This window comes from Streptomyces sp. NPDC057877 (assembly GCF_042796855.1).
Classification (GTDB): domain Bacteria; phylum Actinomycetota; class Actinomycetes; order Streptomycetales; family Streptomycetaceae; genus Streptomyces.
On sequence record NZ_JBHVMS010000001.1, the window covers coordinates 613,743 to 629,056 of the forward strand.

At 74.0% G+C, this 15,314-nt stretch carries 10 protein-coding genes; 6 read left to right on the forward strand and 4 right to left on the reverse strand.

The window, feature by feature from the left end; translation table 11 throughout:
* Positions 1-11: 11 nt before the first annotated feature.
* Positions 12-3,305, reverse strand: a complete 3,294-nt coding sequence (locus ACFVQG_RS02680) for a hypothetical protein (protein ID WP_383376002.1) — start codon at positions 3,303-3,305, stop codon at positions 12-14.
* Positions 3,306-3,714: 409 nt separating this feature from the next.
* Between ACFVQG_RS02680 and ACFVQG_RS02685 the strand changes: the two genes are divergently transcribed.
* Positions 3,715-5,106: a tannase/feruloyl esterase family alpha/beta hydrolase gene (locus ACFVQG_RS02685; protein ID WP_383376004.1), complete on the forward strand. Its 1,392-nt coding sequence runs from the start codon at positions 3,715-3,717 to the stop codon at positions 5,104-5,106.
* Between the two features lie 3 nt (positions 5,107-5,109).
* Here ACFVQG_RS02685 and ACFVQG_RS02690 read toward each other — a convergent pair whose 3' ends face one another.
* Positions 5,110-5,292, reverse strand: a complete 183-nt coding sequence (locus ACFVQG_RS02690; protein ID WP_383376006.1) for a hypothetical protein — start codon at positions 5,290-5,292, stop codon at positions 5,110-5,112.
* Positions 5,293-5,534: 242 nt separating this feature from the next.
* On the opposite strand from ACFVQG_RS02690, the gene ACFVQG_RS02695 reads away from it, so the two are divergent.
* On the forward strand, positions 5,535-8,447 hold the full coding sequence (locus ACFVQG_RS02695) for a DEAD/DEAH box helicase (protein WP_383376008.1): 2,913 nt from the start codon (positions 5,535-5,537) through the stop codon (positions 8,445-8,447).
* Complete coding sequence (locus tag ACFVQG_RS02700) at positions 8,444-9,736, forward strand: SWF or SNF family helicase (protein WP_383376010.1); 1,293 nt, start codon at positions 8,444-8,446, stop codon at positions 9,734-9,736. Before ACFVQG_RS02695 ends, ACFVQG_RS02700 begins: the two co-directional genes overlap by 4 nt.
* 17 nt (positions 9,737-9,753) lie before the next feature.
* On the opposite strand, the gene ACFVQG_RS02705 is transcribed toward ACFVQG_RS02700, so the two are convergent.
* Both ACFVQG_RS02705 and xylA read right to left on the reverse strand, forming a co-directional pair.
* Complete coding sequence (locus ACFVQG_RS02705) at positions 9,754-10,173, reverse strand: hypothetical protein (protein WP_383376012.1); 420 nt, start codon at positions 10,171-10,173, stop codon at positions 9,754-9,756.
* A gap of 138 nt (positions 10,174-10,311) precedes the next feature.
* A complete protein-coding gene (gene xylA / locus ACFVQG_RS02710; protein ID WP_383376014.1) occupies positions 10,312-11,478 on the reverse strand; it encodes a xylose isomerase in 1,167 nt (388 codons plus the stop codon).
* Positions 11,479-11,655: 177 nt separating this feature from the next.
* Between xylA and xylB the strand changes: the two genes are divergently transcribed.
* The 3 genes from xylB (at position 11,656) to ACFVQG_RS02725 (ending at position 15,233) form a co-directional block, all read left to right on the forward strand.
* Positions 11,656-13,101: a xylulokinase gene (xylB, locus tag ACFVQG_RS02715; RefSeq protein WP_383376016.1), complete on the forward strand. Its 1,446-nt coding sequence runs from the start codon at positions 11,656-11,658 to the stop codon at positions 13,099-13,101.
* 101 nt (positions 13,102-13,202) lie between these two features.
* Positions 13,203-14,411 carry an ROK family protein gene (locus tag ACFVQG_RS02720; RefSeq protein ID WP_383376018.1) on the forward strand — a complete coding sequence of 403 codons (1,209 nt, stop codon included), beginning with the start codon at positions 13,203-13,205 and terminating at the stop codon, positions 14,409-14,411.
* 180 nt (positions 14,412-14,591) lie between these two features.
* Positions 14,592-15,233, forward strand: coding sequence for an N-acetylmuramoyl-L-alanine amidase (locus ACFVQG_RS02725; protein WP_383376020.1), 642 nt, complete (start codon positions 14,592-14,594; stop codon positions 15,231-15,233).
* Positions 15,234-15,314 lie beyond the last annotated feature (81 nt).

Below are 15,314 nucleotides of genomic sequence, written 5' to 3' on the forward strand. Positions count from 1 at the left end.
ACCCGGCCCTTTCATTCCTCCGGGCCGGGCTCGACCAGCAGCGCCCCCATCGCCGTATCCGGGTCACCATGGGCACGCAGAGCGTCCAGTTCCGCACGCCATGGCGCTTCCCACCTCGCGGCCCGGCCACCGCCCCTGACGAGGCTCAGCGCGAGGAGCCCGGACACGGCGGTGCCACGGCCGCGCAAGGAGCGCACGGTGGCCAGGGCGGCGTCTCGGACGTATTCCTCACGGAGGTCCATCGGCAGGTAGGAGGAGACCGGCAGTCGCCAGGGCCCGGCCTCGCACAGCCCGACCAGCCGGTCCCACCGGTGTGCGTCGTGTCGTCCCTGGCTCAGGGCGTCCAGGGCGAGCCGCCAGCCGACCTGAACCGCGTCCTGGTGCAGCCCGACCGCGTCCAGGGTGCCGACGAGCATGTCCAGGATGGTCCGCGAGTCGGTGAGGCTCCCGCGCGGGTGCGCGGCGCCCGCGCACCGGTGGAGACGTCGCAGTGCGTCGGTGCGGGCGCTCGGGTCCTCAGCGCGGGCGCGGTCGGCCAGGGTCTCAAAGGCACGTCGGGCGACGGACTCGGCGACGGGCCCCGGCGGGAACCAGCTCAGACAGCCAACCACGGCGTCCCATACCCGCTCGGGCCGGTCCCGCGAGGTGAGGGCGTCGGCGACGACTCGCATCGCGTCACCCGCGTCGGGCTCCAGCCAGGTGGCGAGCGCCCGGCAGGCGGCCACGGCGGAGTCCTCGTCGCCCCCGTGGACCAGCCGCGCCAGGAACGCCCGGTAGGTCTCGCTCCACGCCTCGGAGACGGCGCCCACGCGCGCGTGGACCACGGCGTCACGGACGGCGGGTTCCCGCACGGCCCGCGCGAGACGATCGGCCACGTCCGGTCGGTGCAGCTCGGGAAGCAGCGCACCGGCCAGGGCCGCCCGTACGTCCGGATGCTGGCGCGGCACGGCCCAGGCCGTGAGGAGCGCCTCCAGGGCCTGGGAGCCGGGCAGCGCGCCCAAGGCCCGGGCGGCCTCCTTGCGAGGGCCCACCGCCGCGTCGGTCGCGCGGGCCACGGGTGCGAGCAGGGCGACGGCCTCGGAGTCGGGGAGGCTCGCCAGCAGGCGGCGGAGTGAGGTGACGGCGGCCCGGCCGCGTACCCCGCCGGTCGCCGCGTGCCCGAGGAGCAGATCGCGCAGGCCGGTCCCGGCCGGGCTCCGGTCCGGGACCGCCCCTGGCTCGCTCAGCGCCCACAACGCCGCCGCGGCAACCGGCTGCGGCGCCCGTTCGGCCAGTTCCGTCAGGCGCGTGGGGTCCGTCAGAAGGCTGACCGCGCTGGTGCGAAGACGGAGCGGGGCCGTCTCGTCCATGGCCACGCGCGCGTGGTACGCGCTCCAGGCGTCCCGCTGGTGCGGGAGCCACCGCCCGGCGGCGGCCGGATGCAACCGTGCCACCCAGGGGAAGGCACGCGGCCACAGCCGTCTGGTGAACCCCTCGCGCGTGGCGGCGCACACGGTGTCCAGCAGATCGGTCCGCCGGGTGACGAGGGTGCGCAGGACCAGTGGCACGACCGCGAACGCCGGGTCGAGGGAGACGAGTTCACCGCACCGTGCGTCCCGTAGCTTCGCGGGGCGCGCCCAGGCCGCTGCCGCGCGGGTGGCGAGATCCGGGTCGTCGCACTCCACGGCGATGCGGCGAGCCTCCGCGTCCAGCGCCGGGAGGGCGGCCAGATGCGGTGCGAGGAGTTCGGCGAGGACGACGATCGCCCTCGAACCGCGCGCGGTGGCGCGGGCCGCGGGCCAGAGGCCGCGTGCGCTCGTCTCGTCGACGTGCAGCGCCCTTGGCGCGGAGGTGTGCCCTGGTGCGGCGAGGATCTCGCCCAGCAGGTCGACGGCGCGGGCCGCTCGTTGGACGCGGCCGGTCGCCGCCGCCCGCTCGGTCACGCGGTACAGCAACCGCTCGGCGGCACGCAGCGTCGCGGTCGTGGCGTCCCGGGACTGGACGGTCGTCAGGACGGCGTCCCGCAGGACCTGTTCGGGCAGGGCGTCCAGCAAGGGCGGAGCGACTCCGGCCAGTTGCTCCAGCGCCGCGCGCCGCACCTCGTCCTGGTCGTGCCAGGCACGCTCGCAGGAGGCGGCGGTCCGGGCGAACTCCTCGGGATCGGCGTGGATCTCGGCGCAGGCGAGCAGGGCGGGCCAGGCCATGGCCCGCTGGTGCATGCGGTGGCTGGCCGCGAGTTCCCGCAGCACGGGCCCACCGTCGGACAGGGGCAGGGCCGCCGCCAGCGCGGCGCCGCGCCACGGGCGACGGGCGAGCCGCCGCACTCGAGGGCTGATCACGTCCCGGCGGTCGGCGGGGTCCAGGGCGGCCAACGTGGACAGCGAGGTGCGGTACGGTCCGGAACGACCGGCGAAGGATTCCTCGACCACCTGTCGGCGTTCGGCGGGTGGCAGCAGGCGCAGCAGGCCGTCGGGAGCCGTTCCGTGGCGCCCCGACCAACCGTGGTGCCTGGTGCCGGTGGCGGGAAAGTGCCGGGCCATTTCCACGAGGTCGTCGACGGGCAGTGCGCTCAGCGCCCGGCGCTGGGAAGGCGGCAGGGGCCCGGCGGGGATCGGGTGCTTCCGACGGCCGCCGTCCGGCGTGGGTGGTGCCGCGCGCAGGACGGCCAGGGCTTCCTCGGGGCGCTGCAGCGCCGCGAGGGCGCCGTGCGCCGTGAGGAGTTCGGGCGCCCGTGCCAGCAGGGTCAGCGCCGCGTGCGGGTCCCGTCGGGCGGCCGTGGAGGCGACCGCGCGGTAGCGGCGTGCGTGCTGGTACGCCGCATGGTGTGGGGTTCGCTCGCTGAGCGCCGCGAGGTGGGCGGCCACGGCGCGGGGTGCCGTGCGGGCCAGGGAGTTGAGGGTGCCGATCGGCACGTCGAGGCGGGGGAGCCAGTCCTCGGCCGTCTCCCCGGGGCAGGCGGTGAGCAGGGCGGCGGCGTCCTGGGCTCCCAGGCGGTCGTACACCGTGGGCAGCAGCCGGGCGGCGAGGGTGTGGCGGCGGCTGACCCTGAGCAACCGGTAGGTGTCGCGGCGGACCGCGGCGATGTCACTCAGGGCCAGGCGTTCCAGCGTGGGTTCGGGCACCGGTAGCCGGATGGCGGCGGAGCGTGCGCGGCGGCCGAGCAGGGGGTCGTCGAGGGCGGCCGCCACCGTTTCCAGATCGCGGCGTGCGACCGCCAGGAACAGGGCCGTGTGGCGTTCGTCCGGGTCACCGGCGTCGAGGGTGTGGCGCAAGGTCTCGTACGCGTGTGGGGTGAGGGTACGGGCGTAGCGTGCCAGGGCACTCATGCGTGCCGGGAACGGCAGGGGGTCGAAGTGGGCCCTCAGCCAGGCGGGCGTCAGGGGCGCCGACGAAGTCTGGGGCTGTCGGGAGGGCGTCTGGGACGCCTCGGATCCGGCCATCAGCGCTCACCGTGGAGTCGCTGGGCCTCCTTTCCGGAAGTCATGCCCGTCATCGTGAGGTTTCCGGATCTGCCGCGCAAACGAATTTCCGTGCGCGTGTCGATGTCCCGCACGTGAAGCTCCCTGTCCGGCAGGGCCGTTCAGCCCATAGCGCGTGTGATGCGACCCCATACGTGGGTGCCATTCCATAGGGCATCAACCCATGGCTCGCGCGGGGGCGGGCCAGCACCATGGGGCAGCTCTCGGCTTGCCCGCCGTGGCCTGTTCCCCGTCCCCGTCTGTCCTGGAGGCCGTCATGCGCCCGTCCCGAGGTGTTCCGTTCGTCGCCGTCGCACTGCTGGCGGCGGCGTTCACCGGTCCCGTGCCCGCCGCTGCCCAGCCGGTTGACGGCGAGCACTGTTCCGGCCGGGAACGGATCCGGGTGCCGGGTGCGGATCTCCAGCGCACGGCCTGTCTCGACGACCTCACGACCACCGGGCTGGCCGGTACGCCGTACACCGACACGGCGGACCAGGCGGGGCTGACGGCGCGGGCCACGCGTACGCCGTCCGGGGTCCCTGGGGTGCAGGTCGACGGCTACTTCCCGGACTCCTCCACCTTCAACGCCACGCACGGCTGGCGGCACGACGCGCAGTTCGTCATCCGGCTGCCGGACCGCTGGAACGGCGGGCTCGTGGTCACCGGCGCGCCGGGCACCCGCAGGCAGTACGCGACGGACAAGGCGATCTCGGACCAGGTGCTCGCGCGGGGCTTCGCCTACGCCGCGACCGACAAGGGCAACAACGGCACCGACTTCTACCGGGACGGCACCCGGCCCGGGGACGCCGTCGCCGAATGGAACGCGCGGACCACTCAGCTCACGCGCGCCGCCAAGCGGGTGGTGGCCCAGCGCTACGGCCGGAGCCCCGACCGCACCTATATGACCGGCATCTCCAACGGCGGTTACCTCACGCGCTGGCAGTTGGAGAACCACCCGGAGCTGTACGACGGCGGTGTGGACTGGGAGGGCGCGCTGTGGACCGCCCACGGCCCGAATCTGCTCACCTCCCTGCCGACCGCGGTGGCGCGGACCTTCGGCGCGGCGCGTGACGAGGACCTGTACGCGGTGGGGTTCGCGCGGGGTTCGGAGTTCCTGTGGCCCTACCACGAGAACGCCTACTGGGGTGTCACGCAGAAGACCTACCGGGCGGAGTTCGATCCCTCCTACGATCCCGCCTGCCCCGGTCCGTCCGCCGGGAGCACGCTGGAGGAGATCCTCGCCCCCTGCGCCTCCGACGCCGCCTACGACTACGCCTCACGGCCCGCGGCCGTCCACCGGGCCGTGGCCCGGGTGGCGCTGACCGGGCGCATCGGCCGACCGATGATCACGCTCCACGGCGATCTGGACACACTGCTGCCCCAAGCCGCGGACTCCGATGTCTACGCCGGGATGGTCGACGCGAGGGGCCGGGGTGCCCTGCACCGCTACTACACGGTCCAGGGCGGCACGCATGTCGACGGGCTGTACGACACCTACCCGGACCGGCTGCGGCCGATCCTGCCGTGCTACCGGTCGGCCTTCGACACGCTGGTCGCATGGGTGGAGCGGGGCGTACGGCCGCCCGCGGACCGGACCGTCGGCCGGTCCGCGGGCGGTGACGTGGTCGACTCCTGCACGCTGGACGACCAGGACGCAGCTGGGCGGTAGTCGCTAACGGCCCAGCTCCTTGCGGGTGGCACGGCGCAGCCTGCGCCGCTGCGAGGGGTCCAGCGTGAGGTAAGCGGCGGCCGGGACGCCCACCACTATGAGCAGCGCCGCCCACCAGGGCAGCCAGATCCACAGGATGAGCCCGGCCGCCACACCTCCCGCGGCGATCTTCGCGTTCTTCGACATCTGTGTCGCCTCCTTCGCGGCCACTGCCGCTCTCTGTCCTGAGAACGGGCCCGCGCTTCCGGCGGTTCCGGACCGCGACCCTGAGACATCCCTGAGCTACGCCCCCTACGGATTCCGTGACGCCGCGTCGACCCCGTGACTCAGGTCACAAGTCGAGCATGCCAGGTCGGCCCCGATAGTGCTGTACTCTCGGCGGCTCGACCCGGTAGTCAAATTTGAGGAATACTGACATCACTGTGCAGATGTTCCCCCCGGCAACCCCCTGCGAGATCTCCGAACTGGCCCGCTGCTGTGCCGTGTTCGTGCCCGGCGACCCGGCCCGTAGCGGCGGCGTCGCCTTCTGGCGGCCCGCCGGCGACGCACCGCCGGATGTCGCCGTGGGAGCCCGCACCGAGCTGACCGTCGTGGTGCCCGGCGGCGACGGCGTCGAGGCGGTGACCGTGCCCGCCGTCCTGCTGCCGGTGCGCGAGGCCCTGCCGGTCCTCACGCGCGCGCGAGTCGCCGCCGAGGGACACCGCGCGACGGTGTTCTGGGGCACGGCCGCCGTTCTCGCCCTGCACTTCGTGGCGCGCGGGCTGCTTCTCCCCGGTCTGTCCCCGACCGACCACGACGCCTGGCGGACCGGCCCTTTGAGCACGGACGACATCGAGCGCGTCCGGCGGCTCGCGGCGTCGATGCCGCCCGAGGCGCACGCCGTGCCGGTGACCGGCACCGAGCCGCTGCGGCTCCCCGAGCCGGAGCTGCTGTTGCGGGCCTTCCTGGACGCCACGGCCGACGCCCTCCCCCGGTCACCCGCCGCCTCACTCGTCACCGGCGGCCCGGCCTACGCGGCCCGGACGCCCCAGCGTCTGCCCGAACAGCGCGCGTGGGTGGCGGACGTCGCCGCGGGCCATGACGCGGGCGTCCGGATCTCCCTGCGCATCGAGGTCTCCGGCCTCGGTTCCGCCCCGGAGATCTTCGGTACCGGCGCGGATGCCGAGGTGTCAGGCACCGGCCCCACGGAGCTGCCGGTCACTGGACCCTCCTTCCGCGCCGTTCCGCAGGTGCACAGCGTGAGCGATCCGACGCTGGTCGCGGACGCCGTCGAGGTCTGGGCGGGCTCCGACGACGGGAGCCGGGCGTTCGGCTCGCGCGCGCGGATGGACGCCCTGCTCGCGCTGCGCCGCGCCGCCCGCGCCTGGCCCGCGCTCACTCCCCTGCTCTCCGCGGCCGTACCGGAAGCCGTGGAACTCGCCGACGAGGAGATCACCGAGCTGCTCGGCAACGGCGGCGACGCCCTCGCCGCCGCCGGGGTGGAGGTGCACTGGCCGAAGGAGCTGGCCCGCAAGCTGACCGCCCGCGCGGTGGTCGGCCCGCCCGACGACGGGACCACCCCGGGCAGGCTCACCTCGGACACGCCGTCGTTCCTGTCCGCGAACGCGCTGCTCGCCTTCAACTGGTGGTTTGCGCTGGGCGACCAACGGCTCAGCCGCGCCGAACTCGACCGTCTCGCCGAGGCCAACCGGCCCGTCGTACGGCTGCGCGACCAGTGGGTGCTGGTCAACCCCGAGGAAGTGCGCCGCGCCCGCGCCCAGCAGGACCGCAAGGTCACGCCCGTCGACGCGTTGAGCGCCGCCCTGACCGGCTCCACCGAGGTCGACGGCCACCGGGTCGAGGTGCAGCCGACGGGCTGGCTGGCCGCGCTGCGGGAGCGGCTCGCCGACCCCGAGGGGCAGGAACCCGTCGCCCAGCCCGCGGCCCTCGCCGCGAACCTGCGTGACTACCAGCGGCGTGGTCTCAGTTGGCTGGCCAACACGACGTCCATGGGCCTGGGCTGCTGTCTCGCCGACGACATGGGACTCGGCAAGACCATCACCCTGATCGCCCTCCATCTGCACCGGCAGACGGACCCGGCGTCCGCCGGACCCACGCTCGTGGTCTGCCCGACGTCCCTGATGGGCAACTGGCAGCGGGAGATCGAGAAGTTCGCCCCCGGCACGCCCGTGCGGCGCTTCCACGGTTCCCGGCGTGACCTGGACGCCCTGGCCGACGGCGAGTTCGTCCTGACCACCTACGGCACGATGCGCCTGGACGCCCGCAGGCTGGCCGAGGTGGGCTGGGGCCTGGTCGTGGCGGACGAGGCGCAGCACGTGAAGAACCCGTACTCGTCGACCGCGCGGGAGCTGCGTTCCCTCGGCGCACGCGCGCGCGTGGCGCTGACCGGCACCCCGGTGGAGAACAACCTGTCGGAGCTGTGGGCGATCCTGGACTGGACGACTCCGGGGCTGCTGGGCAGACTCGGCGCCTTCCGCAGCCGGTACGCGCAGGCCGTCGAGAGCGGTCAGGACCCGGCGGCGGCCGAGCGACTGGCGCGGCTCGTGCGGCCGTTCCTGCTGCGGCGCCGCAAGTCGGACCCCGGGATCGCGCCGGAGCTGCCCGCGAAGACCGAGACCGACCGCGCGGTGTCGCTCACCCAGGAGCAGGCGGGGCTGTACGAGGCCGTGGTCCGCGAGACCCTCGCGGAGATCGCCGGGGCCGACAGCATGCGGCGGCGCGGGCTGGTCGTGAAGCTGCTGACCGGCCTCAAGCAGATCTGCAACCACCCCGCGCAGTACCTCAAGGAGGACCGGCCGAGGATCGCCGGACGTTCCGGAAAGCTGGAGCTGCTCGACGAACTGCTCGACACCATCCTCGCCGAGAAAGCGAGCGTCCTGGTCTTCACCCAGTACGTCGGTATGGCGCGCCTCGTCGAACGGCACCTGGCCGACCGCGGTGTGGCCACGCAGTTCCTGCACGGCGGCACACCCGTCGCCGAGCGCGAGGCCATGGTGGCGCGCTTCCAGGACGGTGGAGTGCCCGTCTTCCTGCTGTCGTTGAAGGCGGCGGGTACGGGGCTGAACCTGACCCGGGCCGAGCACGTCGTGCACTACGACCGCTGGTGGAACCCCGCGGTCGAGGCGCAGGCCACCGACCGCGCGTACCGCATCGGCCAGACCCGGCCCGTGCAGGTGCACCGGCTGATCGCCGAGGGCACGATCGAGGACCGTATCGCCGCCATGCTGGACCGCAAGAGGGAACTGGCGGACGCGGTGCTCGGCTCCGGCGAGGCCGCGCTCACCGAACTGACGGACGCCGAACTGGCCGAACTGGTCGAACTGCGAGGGGGCACCCGATGAACCGCCATGGTGACGACACCGAGCGCACGTTCGCCGCGCTGCCGCCCGCCCAGGGACGAGGCTTCGCCCGGACGTGGTGGGGGCAGGCCTGGCTGAAGGCGCTGGAGGACGCGGCGCTCGACGGTGAGCAGGTGAAGACGGGCCGTAGGCTCGCGCGCGCGGGAGCCGTGGGCGCGGTCTCGGTTCGGCCGGGCCGTATCACCGCCGTCGTACAGGACCGCGACGGCACCGGGCACCGGGCCGACGTCCTCCTGGAGGAGCTGACCGAGGGCCAGTGGGACCGCTTCCTGGACCTGACGGTCGAGCGGGCGGGCCATGTGGCGGCGCTGCTGGACCGCGAGATGCCGCCGCACCTGGTCGAGGACGCGGAGACCGCCGGTGTCGAACTGCTGCCGGGGCTGGGCGATCTGGAGCCGTCCTGCGACTGCGGCGCCTGGGACCACTGCGGGCACACGGCCGCCCTGTGCTACCAGGTGGCGCGGCTGCTGGACCAGGATCCCTTCGTGCTGCTGCTGATGCGGGGCCGCGGCGAACGCGCCCTGCTGGACGACCTCCAGTCCCGCGGCACCGCACCCGTCGACGAGAGGCCCGCCGAGCCGGAGGGCGTGGACGCCGCCGAGGCCTACGCGGCCGGTGACATCCTGCCGCCGCTGCCCGCCCTGCCCGCGTTCCCCGGCGAGCCCGGCCCGCCGCCGTCCCTGGACACCGAGGCCGCGCCCGCGCCCGGCGTCGACCCGGCCGCGCTGGAGTTCCTCGCCGCCGCGACCGCGACGGAGGCGCACCGCCTGCTCGCGGCGACGCCGCGGGCCGTACCCGGAGCGGATGTGCCCGGCACCGAGTCAGCCTGGGGACGGCCCGGTACCGAGTTGACCTTGGGGCAGGACGCCGTGCGGCTGGCCGCGGGCTCTCCCGCGCGGGACGTGGCGGACCGGCTCGCCACGGGGTCGGGGCGCGGTCCGGAGGAGCTGGCGTCGGCCGTCCGGGCCTGGCGGTACGGCGGGGTGGCAGGGCTGTCCGTGCTGGAGGAGGAGTGGACCGTCGAGGGTGAGGCCCTCGCACGCGCGCGTGCCGCTGTGGAATCGGCGTGGGAGGAGGACGAGCGGCCCGCGCTGCGGGCGCGGGGCAACCGGTGGACGGTCGTCGGCGCGCCACGCCAGCTGCGGCTGGGACGCGACGGCCGCTGGTGGCCGTATCGCAGGGAGCGGGACCGCTGGCTGCCCGCGGGCGGCCCGGCCCAGGACCCGGCCACGGCACTGGCCTCGACGACCGTCCCGGAAGAGGATCTCTGACGGGTGTCGGTCGACGCCTAGGGCAGTCCCGCCTCCCCCAGTGACGGAATGAGCGACTCCAGGCCGCTCGGCAGCTCACTGGGGAAGTCGCTGGGGAAGTCGCTCGGCAGGTCGGTGGGAAACCCGCTGGGCAGCTCCGTGGGGATACCGAACGAGGGCTCGGCCGTAGGGCCCGTCGGTGTGGTGTTGCGGGGGGACGGTCCCCGGTCCGGCGAGTCGTCCCCGTCGGTCGCCGTCAGCACGACGACGGCGATGGCGGCGACCGCCACCAGCACCGCCAGGACGAGCAGGATCGGGTTCCAGCGCCGCGGCGGCCGACCGGGAGGCGGACCTGGCTCCCCTCCGGGACCGGGGCCTTCAGGGGGAGGCGGTCCGAAGCCACCGCCCGCGGGCGGTGGCTCACCAGGTGGCCGGGGCGGTACGGGCGGCATGGTCATACCGCCCAGAATCGCCTTGTAACGGTCTTGACGCGACCCCCCGCGCGGAGGCTGTCACCGGTTCACGCCATGGAGCGCATGATTCCGGAGCATCCCGCGCGGGGCGTCGCTCTGCCGTCGACAAGCGAACCGGGGCACTCAGCCCCGTGCGGCGAGCAGGTGGTCCATGGCCAGCTGGTCGAGGCGCTCGAAGGCCATCCCGCGCGCGGCGGCGACATCCACGTCGAAGTCCTCGAAGGCCGAGCGGTCGGCGAGCAGGGCCTGCAGGCCGTCGGCGGCGGTGGGCTGCGCCAGCTCGTCCAGACGCGACGCGCGCAGCGCCTCCTGCACCTCGGGGTCCGCGCGGAAGGCCGCCGCGCGCTCCTTGAGGATGAGGTAGTTGCGCATGCAGCCCGCCGCCGACGCCCATACGCCGTCGAAGTCCTCGGTGCGCGGCGGCTTGAAGTCGAAGTGCCGCGGGCCCTCGTACCCGGCGCTCTCCAGCAGGTCGACCAGCCAGAACGCGGCACGCAGGTCACCGGCGCCGAAGCGCAGGTCCTGGTCGTACTTGATGCCGTTCTGCCCGTTGAGGTCGATGTGGAAGAGCTTGCCCGCCCACAGGGCCTGCGCGATGCCGTGCGGGAAGTTCAGCCCGGCCATCTGCTCGTGGCCGACCTCCGGGTTGACGCCGTACAGCTCCGGCCGCTCCAGGCGCTCGATGAACGCCAGCGCGTGACCGACGGTGGGCAGCAGGATGTCGCCGCGCGGCTCGTTCGGCTTGGGCTCGATGGCGAAGCGGATGTCGTAGCCCTGGGAGGTGACGTACTCGCCGAGGAGGTCGAAGGCCTCCTTCATGCGGTCGAGGGCCGCGCGCACGTCCTTGGCACCGCCGGACTCGGCGCCCTCACGGCCGCCCCAGGCGACGTAGGTCTTCGCGCCCAGCTCCACCGCCAGGTCGATGTTGCGGATCGTCTTGCGCAGCGCGTAGCGGCGTACGTCGCGGTCGTTGGCGGTGAAGCCGCCGTCCTTGAAGACGGGGTGCTTGAAGAGGTTGGTGGTGGCCATCGGCACGGTCATGCCGGTCGCGTCGAGAGCCTGGCGGAAGCGCTTGATGTGCGACTCGCGCTCGGTGTCGGAGGACCCGAAGGGGATCAGGTCGTCGTCGTGGAAGGTCACTCCGTGGGCGCCCAGCTCGGCCAGGCGCTGCACCGTCTCGACCGGGTCGAGGGCCCGCCGGGTGGCGTCGCCGAACGGGTCCCCTCCCTGCCAGCCGACGGTCCACAGTCCGAAGGTGAACCTGTCCTCGGGGGTGGGCTGGTAGCTCATGCCGCGGCTCCTTGCTCGTGTGCGACTGTTGCTCACGACTATTTCGTCATGGCGCTTAACAAATTAGTATGCGAACGCGACTCTGGGAAGAGACACCCCCCAGAGACACATCTCCGGGGTATGCGGGACGGGTGTCCCGGGCCGGAGACACGAGCCGCCAGGAAGAGGGAGAGCCCGATGTCAGCAGCCGAGGGTCCGCTTGTCGTCGGAGTGGACACGTCCACCCAGTCCACCAAGGCGCTGGTCGTCGACTCGGCCACCGGACAGGTCGTGGCGAGCGGGCAGGCGCCGCACACGGTCTCCACCGGGGCCGGGCGCGAGAGCGACCCGCGCCAGTGGTGGGACGCGCTGCGCGAGGCGCTGCGCCAGTGCGGCGAGGCGGCCCACGAGGCCGCCGCCGTGTCCATCGGCGGGCAGCAGCACGGGCTGGTCACGCTGGACGAGCGGGGCGAGCCCGTACGCCCCGCCCTGCTGTGGAACGACGTGCGGTCCGCGCCGCAGGCCCGCCGCCTGATCGAGGAACTGGGCGGCGCGAAGGCCTGGGCGGAGCGCACCGGCAGCGTGCCCGCCGCGTCCTTCACGGTCACCAAGTGGGCCTGGCTCGCCGAACACGAGCCCGACGCCGTGCGCGCGACCAAGGCCGTACGCCTCCCCCACGACTACCTCACCGAGCGGCTCACCGGAGAGGGCACGACCGACCGGGGCGATGCCTCGGGCACCGGCTGGTGGGCGTCCGGGAGCGAGTCCTACGACGCCGAGACCCTCGCCCATGTGGGCCTCGACCCGGCGCTGCTGCCGCGCGTGGTGCGCCCCGGAGAGGTGGCCGGGACCGTCCGCGACAGCCATGACCTGCCCTTCTCCAAGGGCACCCTGGTCGCCCCCGGCACCGGCGACAACGCCGCCGCGGCGCTCGGCCTCGGGCTGCTCCCGGGCACACCGGTGCTGAGCCTCGGCACCTCGGGCACCGTCTACGCCGTCTCGCAGCGGCGCCCGGCCGACCCGACCGGCACGGTCGCGGGCTTCGCCGACGCGCGCGGCGACTGGCTGCCGCTGGCCTGCACGCTGAACTGCACCCTCGCCGTCGACCGGGTCGCCGCCCTGCTCGGCCTGGACCGCGAGGCCGTCGAACCCGGCACGGCCGTCACCCTGCTGCCGTTCCTGGACGGCGAACGCACCCCCGACCTGCCGAACGCCTCCGGCCTGCTGCACGGCCTGCGCCACGACACCACCGGCGGTCAGCTGCTCCAGGCCGCGTACGACGGCGCCGTCCACTCCCTGCTCGGCGCGCTCGACCTGGTCCTCGACGAGGACGCGGACCGCTCGACCCCGCTCCTGCTGATCGGCGGCGGAGCCCGGGGCACGGCCTGGCAGCAGACGGTACGACGGCTCTCCGGGCGGCCCGTCCAGGTGCCCGAGGCGAAGGAACTCGTCGCGCTCGGCGCCGCCGCGCAGGCCGCCGGTCTGCTCACCGGCGAGGACCCGGCCGCCGTCGCCCGGCGTTGGGACACCGCGCGGGGTCCGGTGCTGGACGCCATGGAGCGGGACGACGAGACGCTGGCCAGGATCAGCGGGGTACTCTCCGACGCGGCGCCGCTGCTGGAGAGGGGGACGGCGGGCCGCTGAGCAGGCGCGATCGGGGCCCTGCCGACGGAGGGCAGCGGCCTTCGACCTAGGATTCCGATTCCCCGACCAGGTTGGATCCCCGACCAAGGATTGACGGAGGCATGACCGCACCGCTGCACGAGGCCCACCCCGCCGGTCCCGGACGGGCGCTGCCCGACACCCAGCAGGGCATGCGCCGCCGCAACCTGGCCCGGGTGATGCACACGGTCAGCGCCGAGGGGCCGCTGTCGCGGGCGGCGGTCGCCTCCCGGATCGGGCTGACCCGGGCGGCCGTGTCGACGCTGGTCGACGAGCTGATCCGCTCGGGCCTGCTGGAGGAACTCGGCCCGGAGCGACCCGGCCGGGTGGGACGCCCCGGTTCCGCCCTCGCGATCAGCGGGCGCGGTCCGGCCGGGCTCGGCGCGGAGGTCGGCGTCGACCACCTCGCGGTCTGCGCGGTCGACCTGCGCGGGGAGGTGCGGGCACGGGCCGTACGGCACGGCACGAACCGCGGGCGCTCCCCCGAGCCGGTCGTCGAGGAAATCACCGCCCTGGTCCACCAGGTGGTCGCCGACGCGGAACGCGAGGGCCTCACGCCCGCGGGGCTCGCGGTGGCCGTGCCCGGCCTGGTGGCGCGCGACGCCCGTACGGTCGTACGCGCCCCGAACCTCGGCTGGCACGACATCGACCTCGGCACCCTGCTGCCGGAGGAGTTCCCGCTGCTGGTGGACAACGAGGCCAACTTCGGTGCCCTGGCCGAGCTGTGGCTCGGGGACGGCGCTCCGCGGGACTTCCTGCATGTGTCGGCCGAGATCGGCATCGGTGGCGCCGTGGTCGTGGACGGGCGGCTGCTGCGCGGAACGCGCGGTTTCGCCGGTGAGCTGGGGCATGTGCCGGTCCGGCCGGACGGCCCGGAGTGCGTCTGCGGCGGCCGGGGGTGTGTGGAGCAGTACGCCGGTGAGGAGGCGGTACTGCGCGCGGCGGGCCTGGAGCCGGGCGCCGACCGCGTCGGACTGCTCGCGGGGCGCGCCGCGGAGGGCGACGCGGACGTACGGCGGGCCCTGCGGGACGCGGGAGAGGCGCTGGGCATCGCGCTGACCGGGGCGGTCAATCTGCTGGACCCGGAGGGTGTGGTGCTGGGCGGAGCGCTGGCCGGTCTCGCGCCCTGGCTGCTGCCGTCGCTCCGGACCGAGCTGGCCCGGCGTACGGCGGGACCGGCCTGCCCCGTGTCCGTGTCCCGGCTGGGACCCGAGGGGCCGCTGCTCGGTGCGGCGCATTCCGTGGTCCGGGCGGTGCTGGACGATCCGGCGGCGGTGGCGGCCCAGGGCTGACAACGAGCCCCGGACACACCGCGGACGCCCCGCCCTCACCCACACGAGTGGGCCCGTTATCCACATCTCACCGGCTGTCCACGGCAAAGCGCGTCACTCCCCCGGCCAAACCGCAGGCCACGTAACGTGATTCAGGCAAGGCGGCTGGCAAGGCAGCCGATGAGTGAGGGGGAACCACCTATGTCGGTCAACGGGGAAACGGCTGAGGTACCGCGGGACGAGGAGCGAACCGGGGCGCTCCCGAGCAGGCGACGGCTGTTGCGGGGCGCCGCCCTCGCCGCCGTACCGTATGCGCTGCTTCCAGGCCCACAGGCGGGTGCGCTGGCGCAGGCTCCGGACCATCCGCTCGCCGAGTGGCAGCCCGCGCACCGGTCCAACTACACGCCCTCGAAGCGCGCTACCGCACGCCGCCGTGTCGACCTGGTGATCATCCACGTCACACAGGCGACGTACACCAGCACCCTCGGCATCTTCCAGAACCCGAAGAAGGACGTGTCCGCGCACTACGTGGTGCGGTCCGGTGACGGGCACCTGGCGCAGTGCGTGCGCGAGTCGGACATCGCCTGGCACGCGGGGAACTGGGACTACAACACCCGCAGCATCGGCATCGAGCACGAGGGCTGGGTGGACCAGCCGGGCTACTTCACCGACGCGATGTACAAGGCGTCGGCGCGGCTGACGGCGGGGATATGCACCAGATACGGCATCCCCCGCGACCGGGCGCACATCATCGGGCACCACGAGGTGCCGGGCACCGACCACACCGACCCGGGCGCGCACTGGGACTGGCCGCGCTACCTCAGGCTGGTCGGCTCCCTCTGACCCCCTTCGGTCACCGACGTCAAAACGGTTGTCGGCGTCCGCACCCGGAGACGACGCCCCGAGCCGCATCGCCCTTCGGGC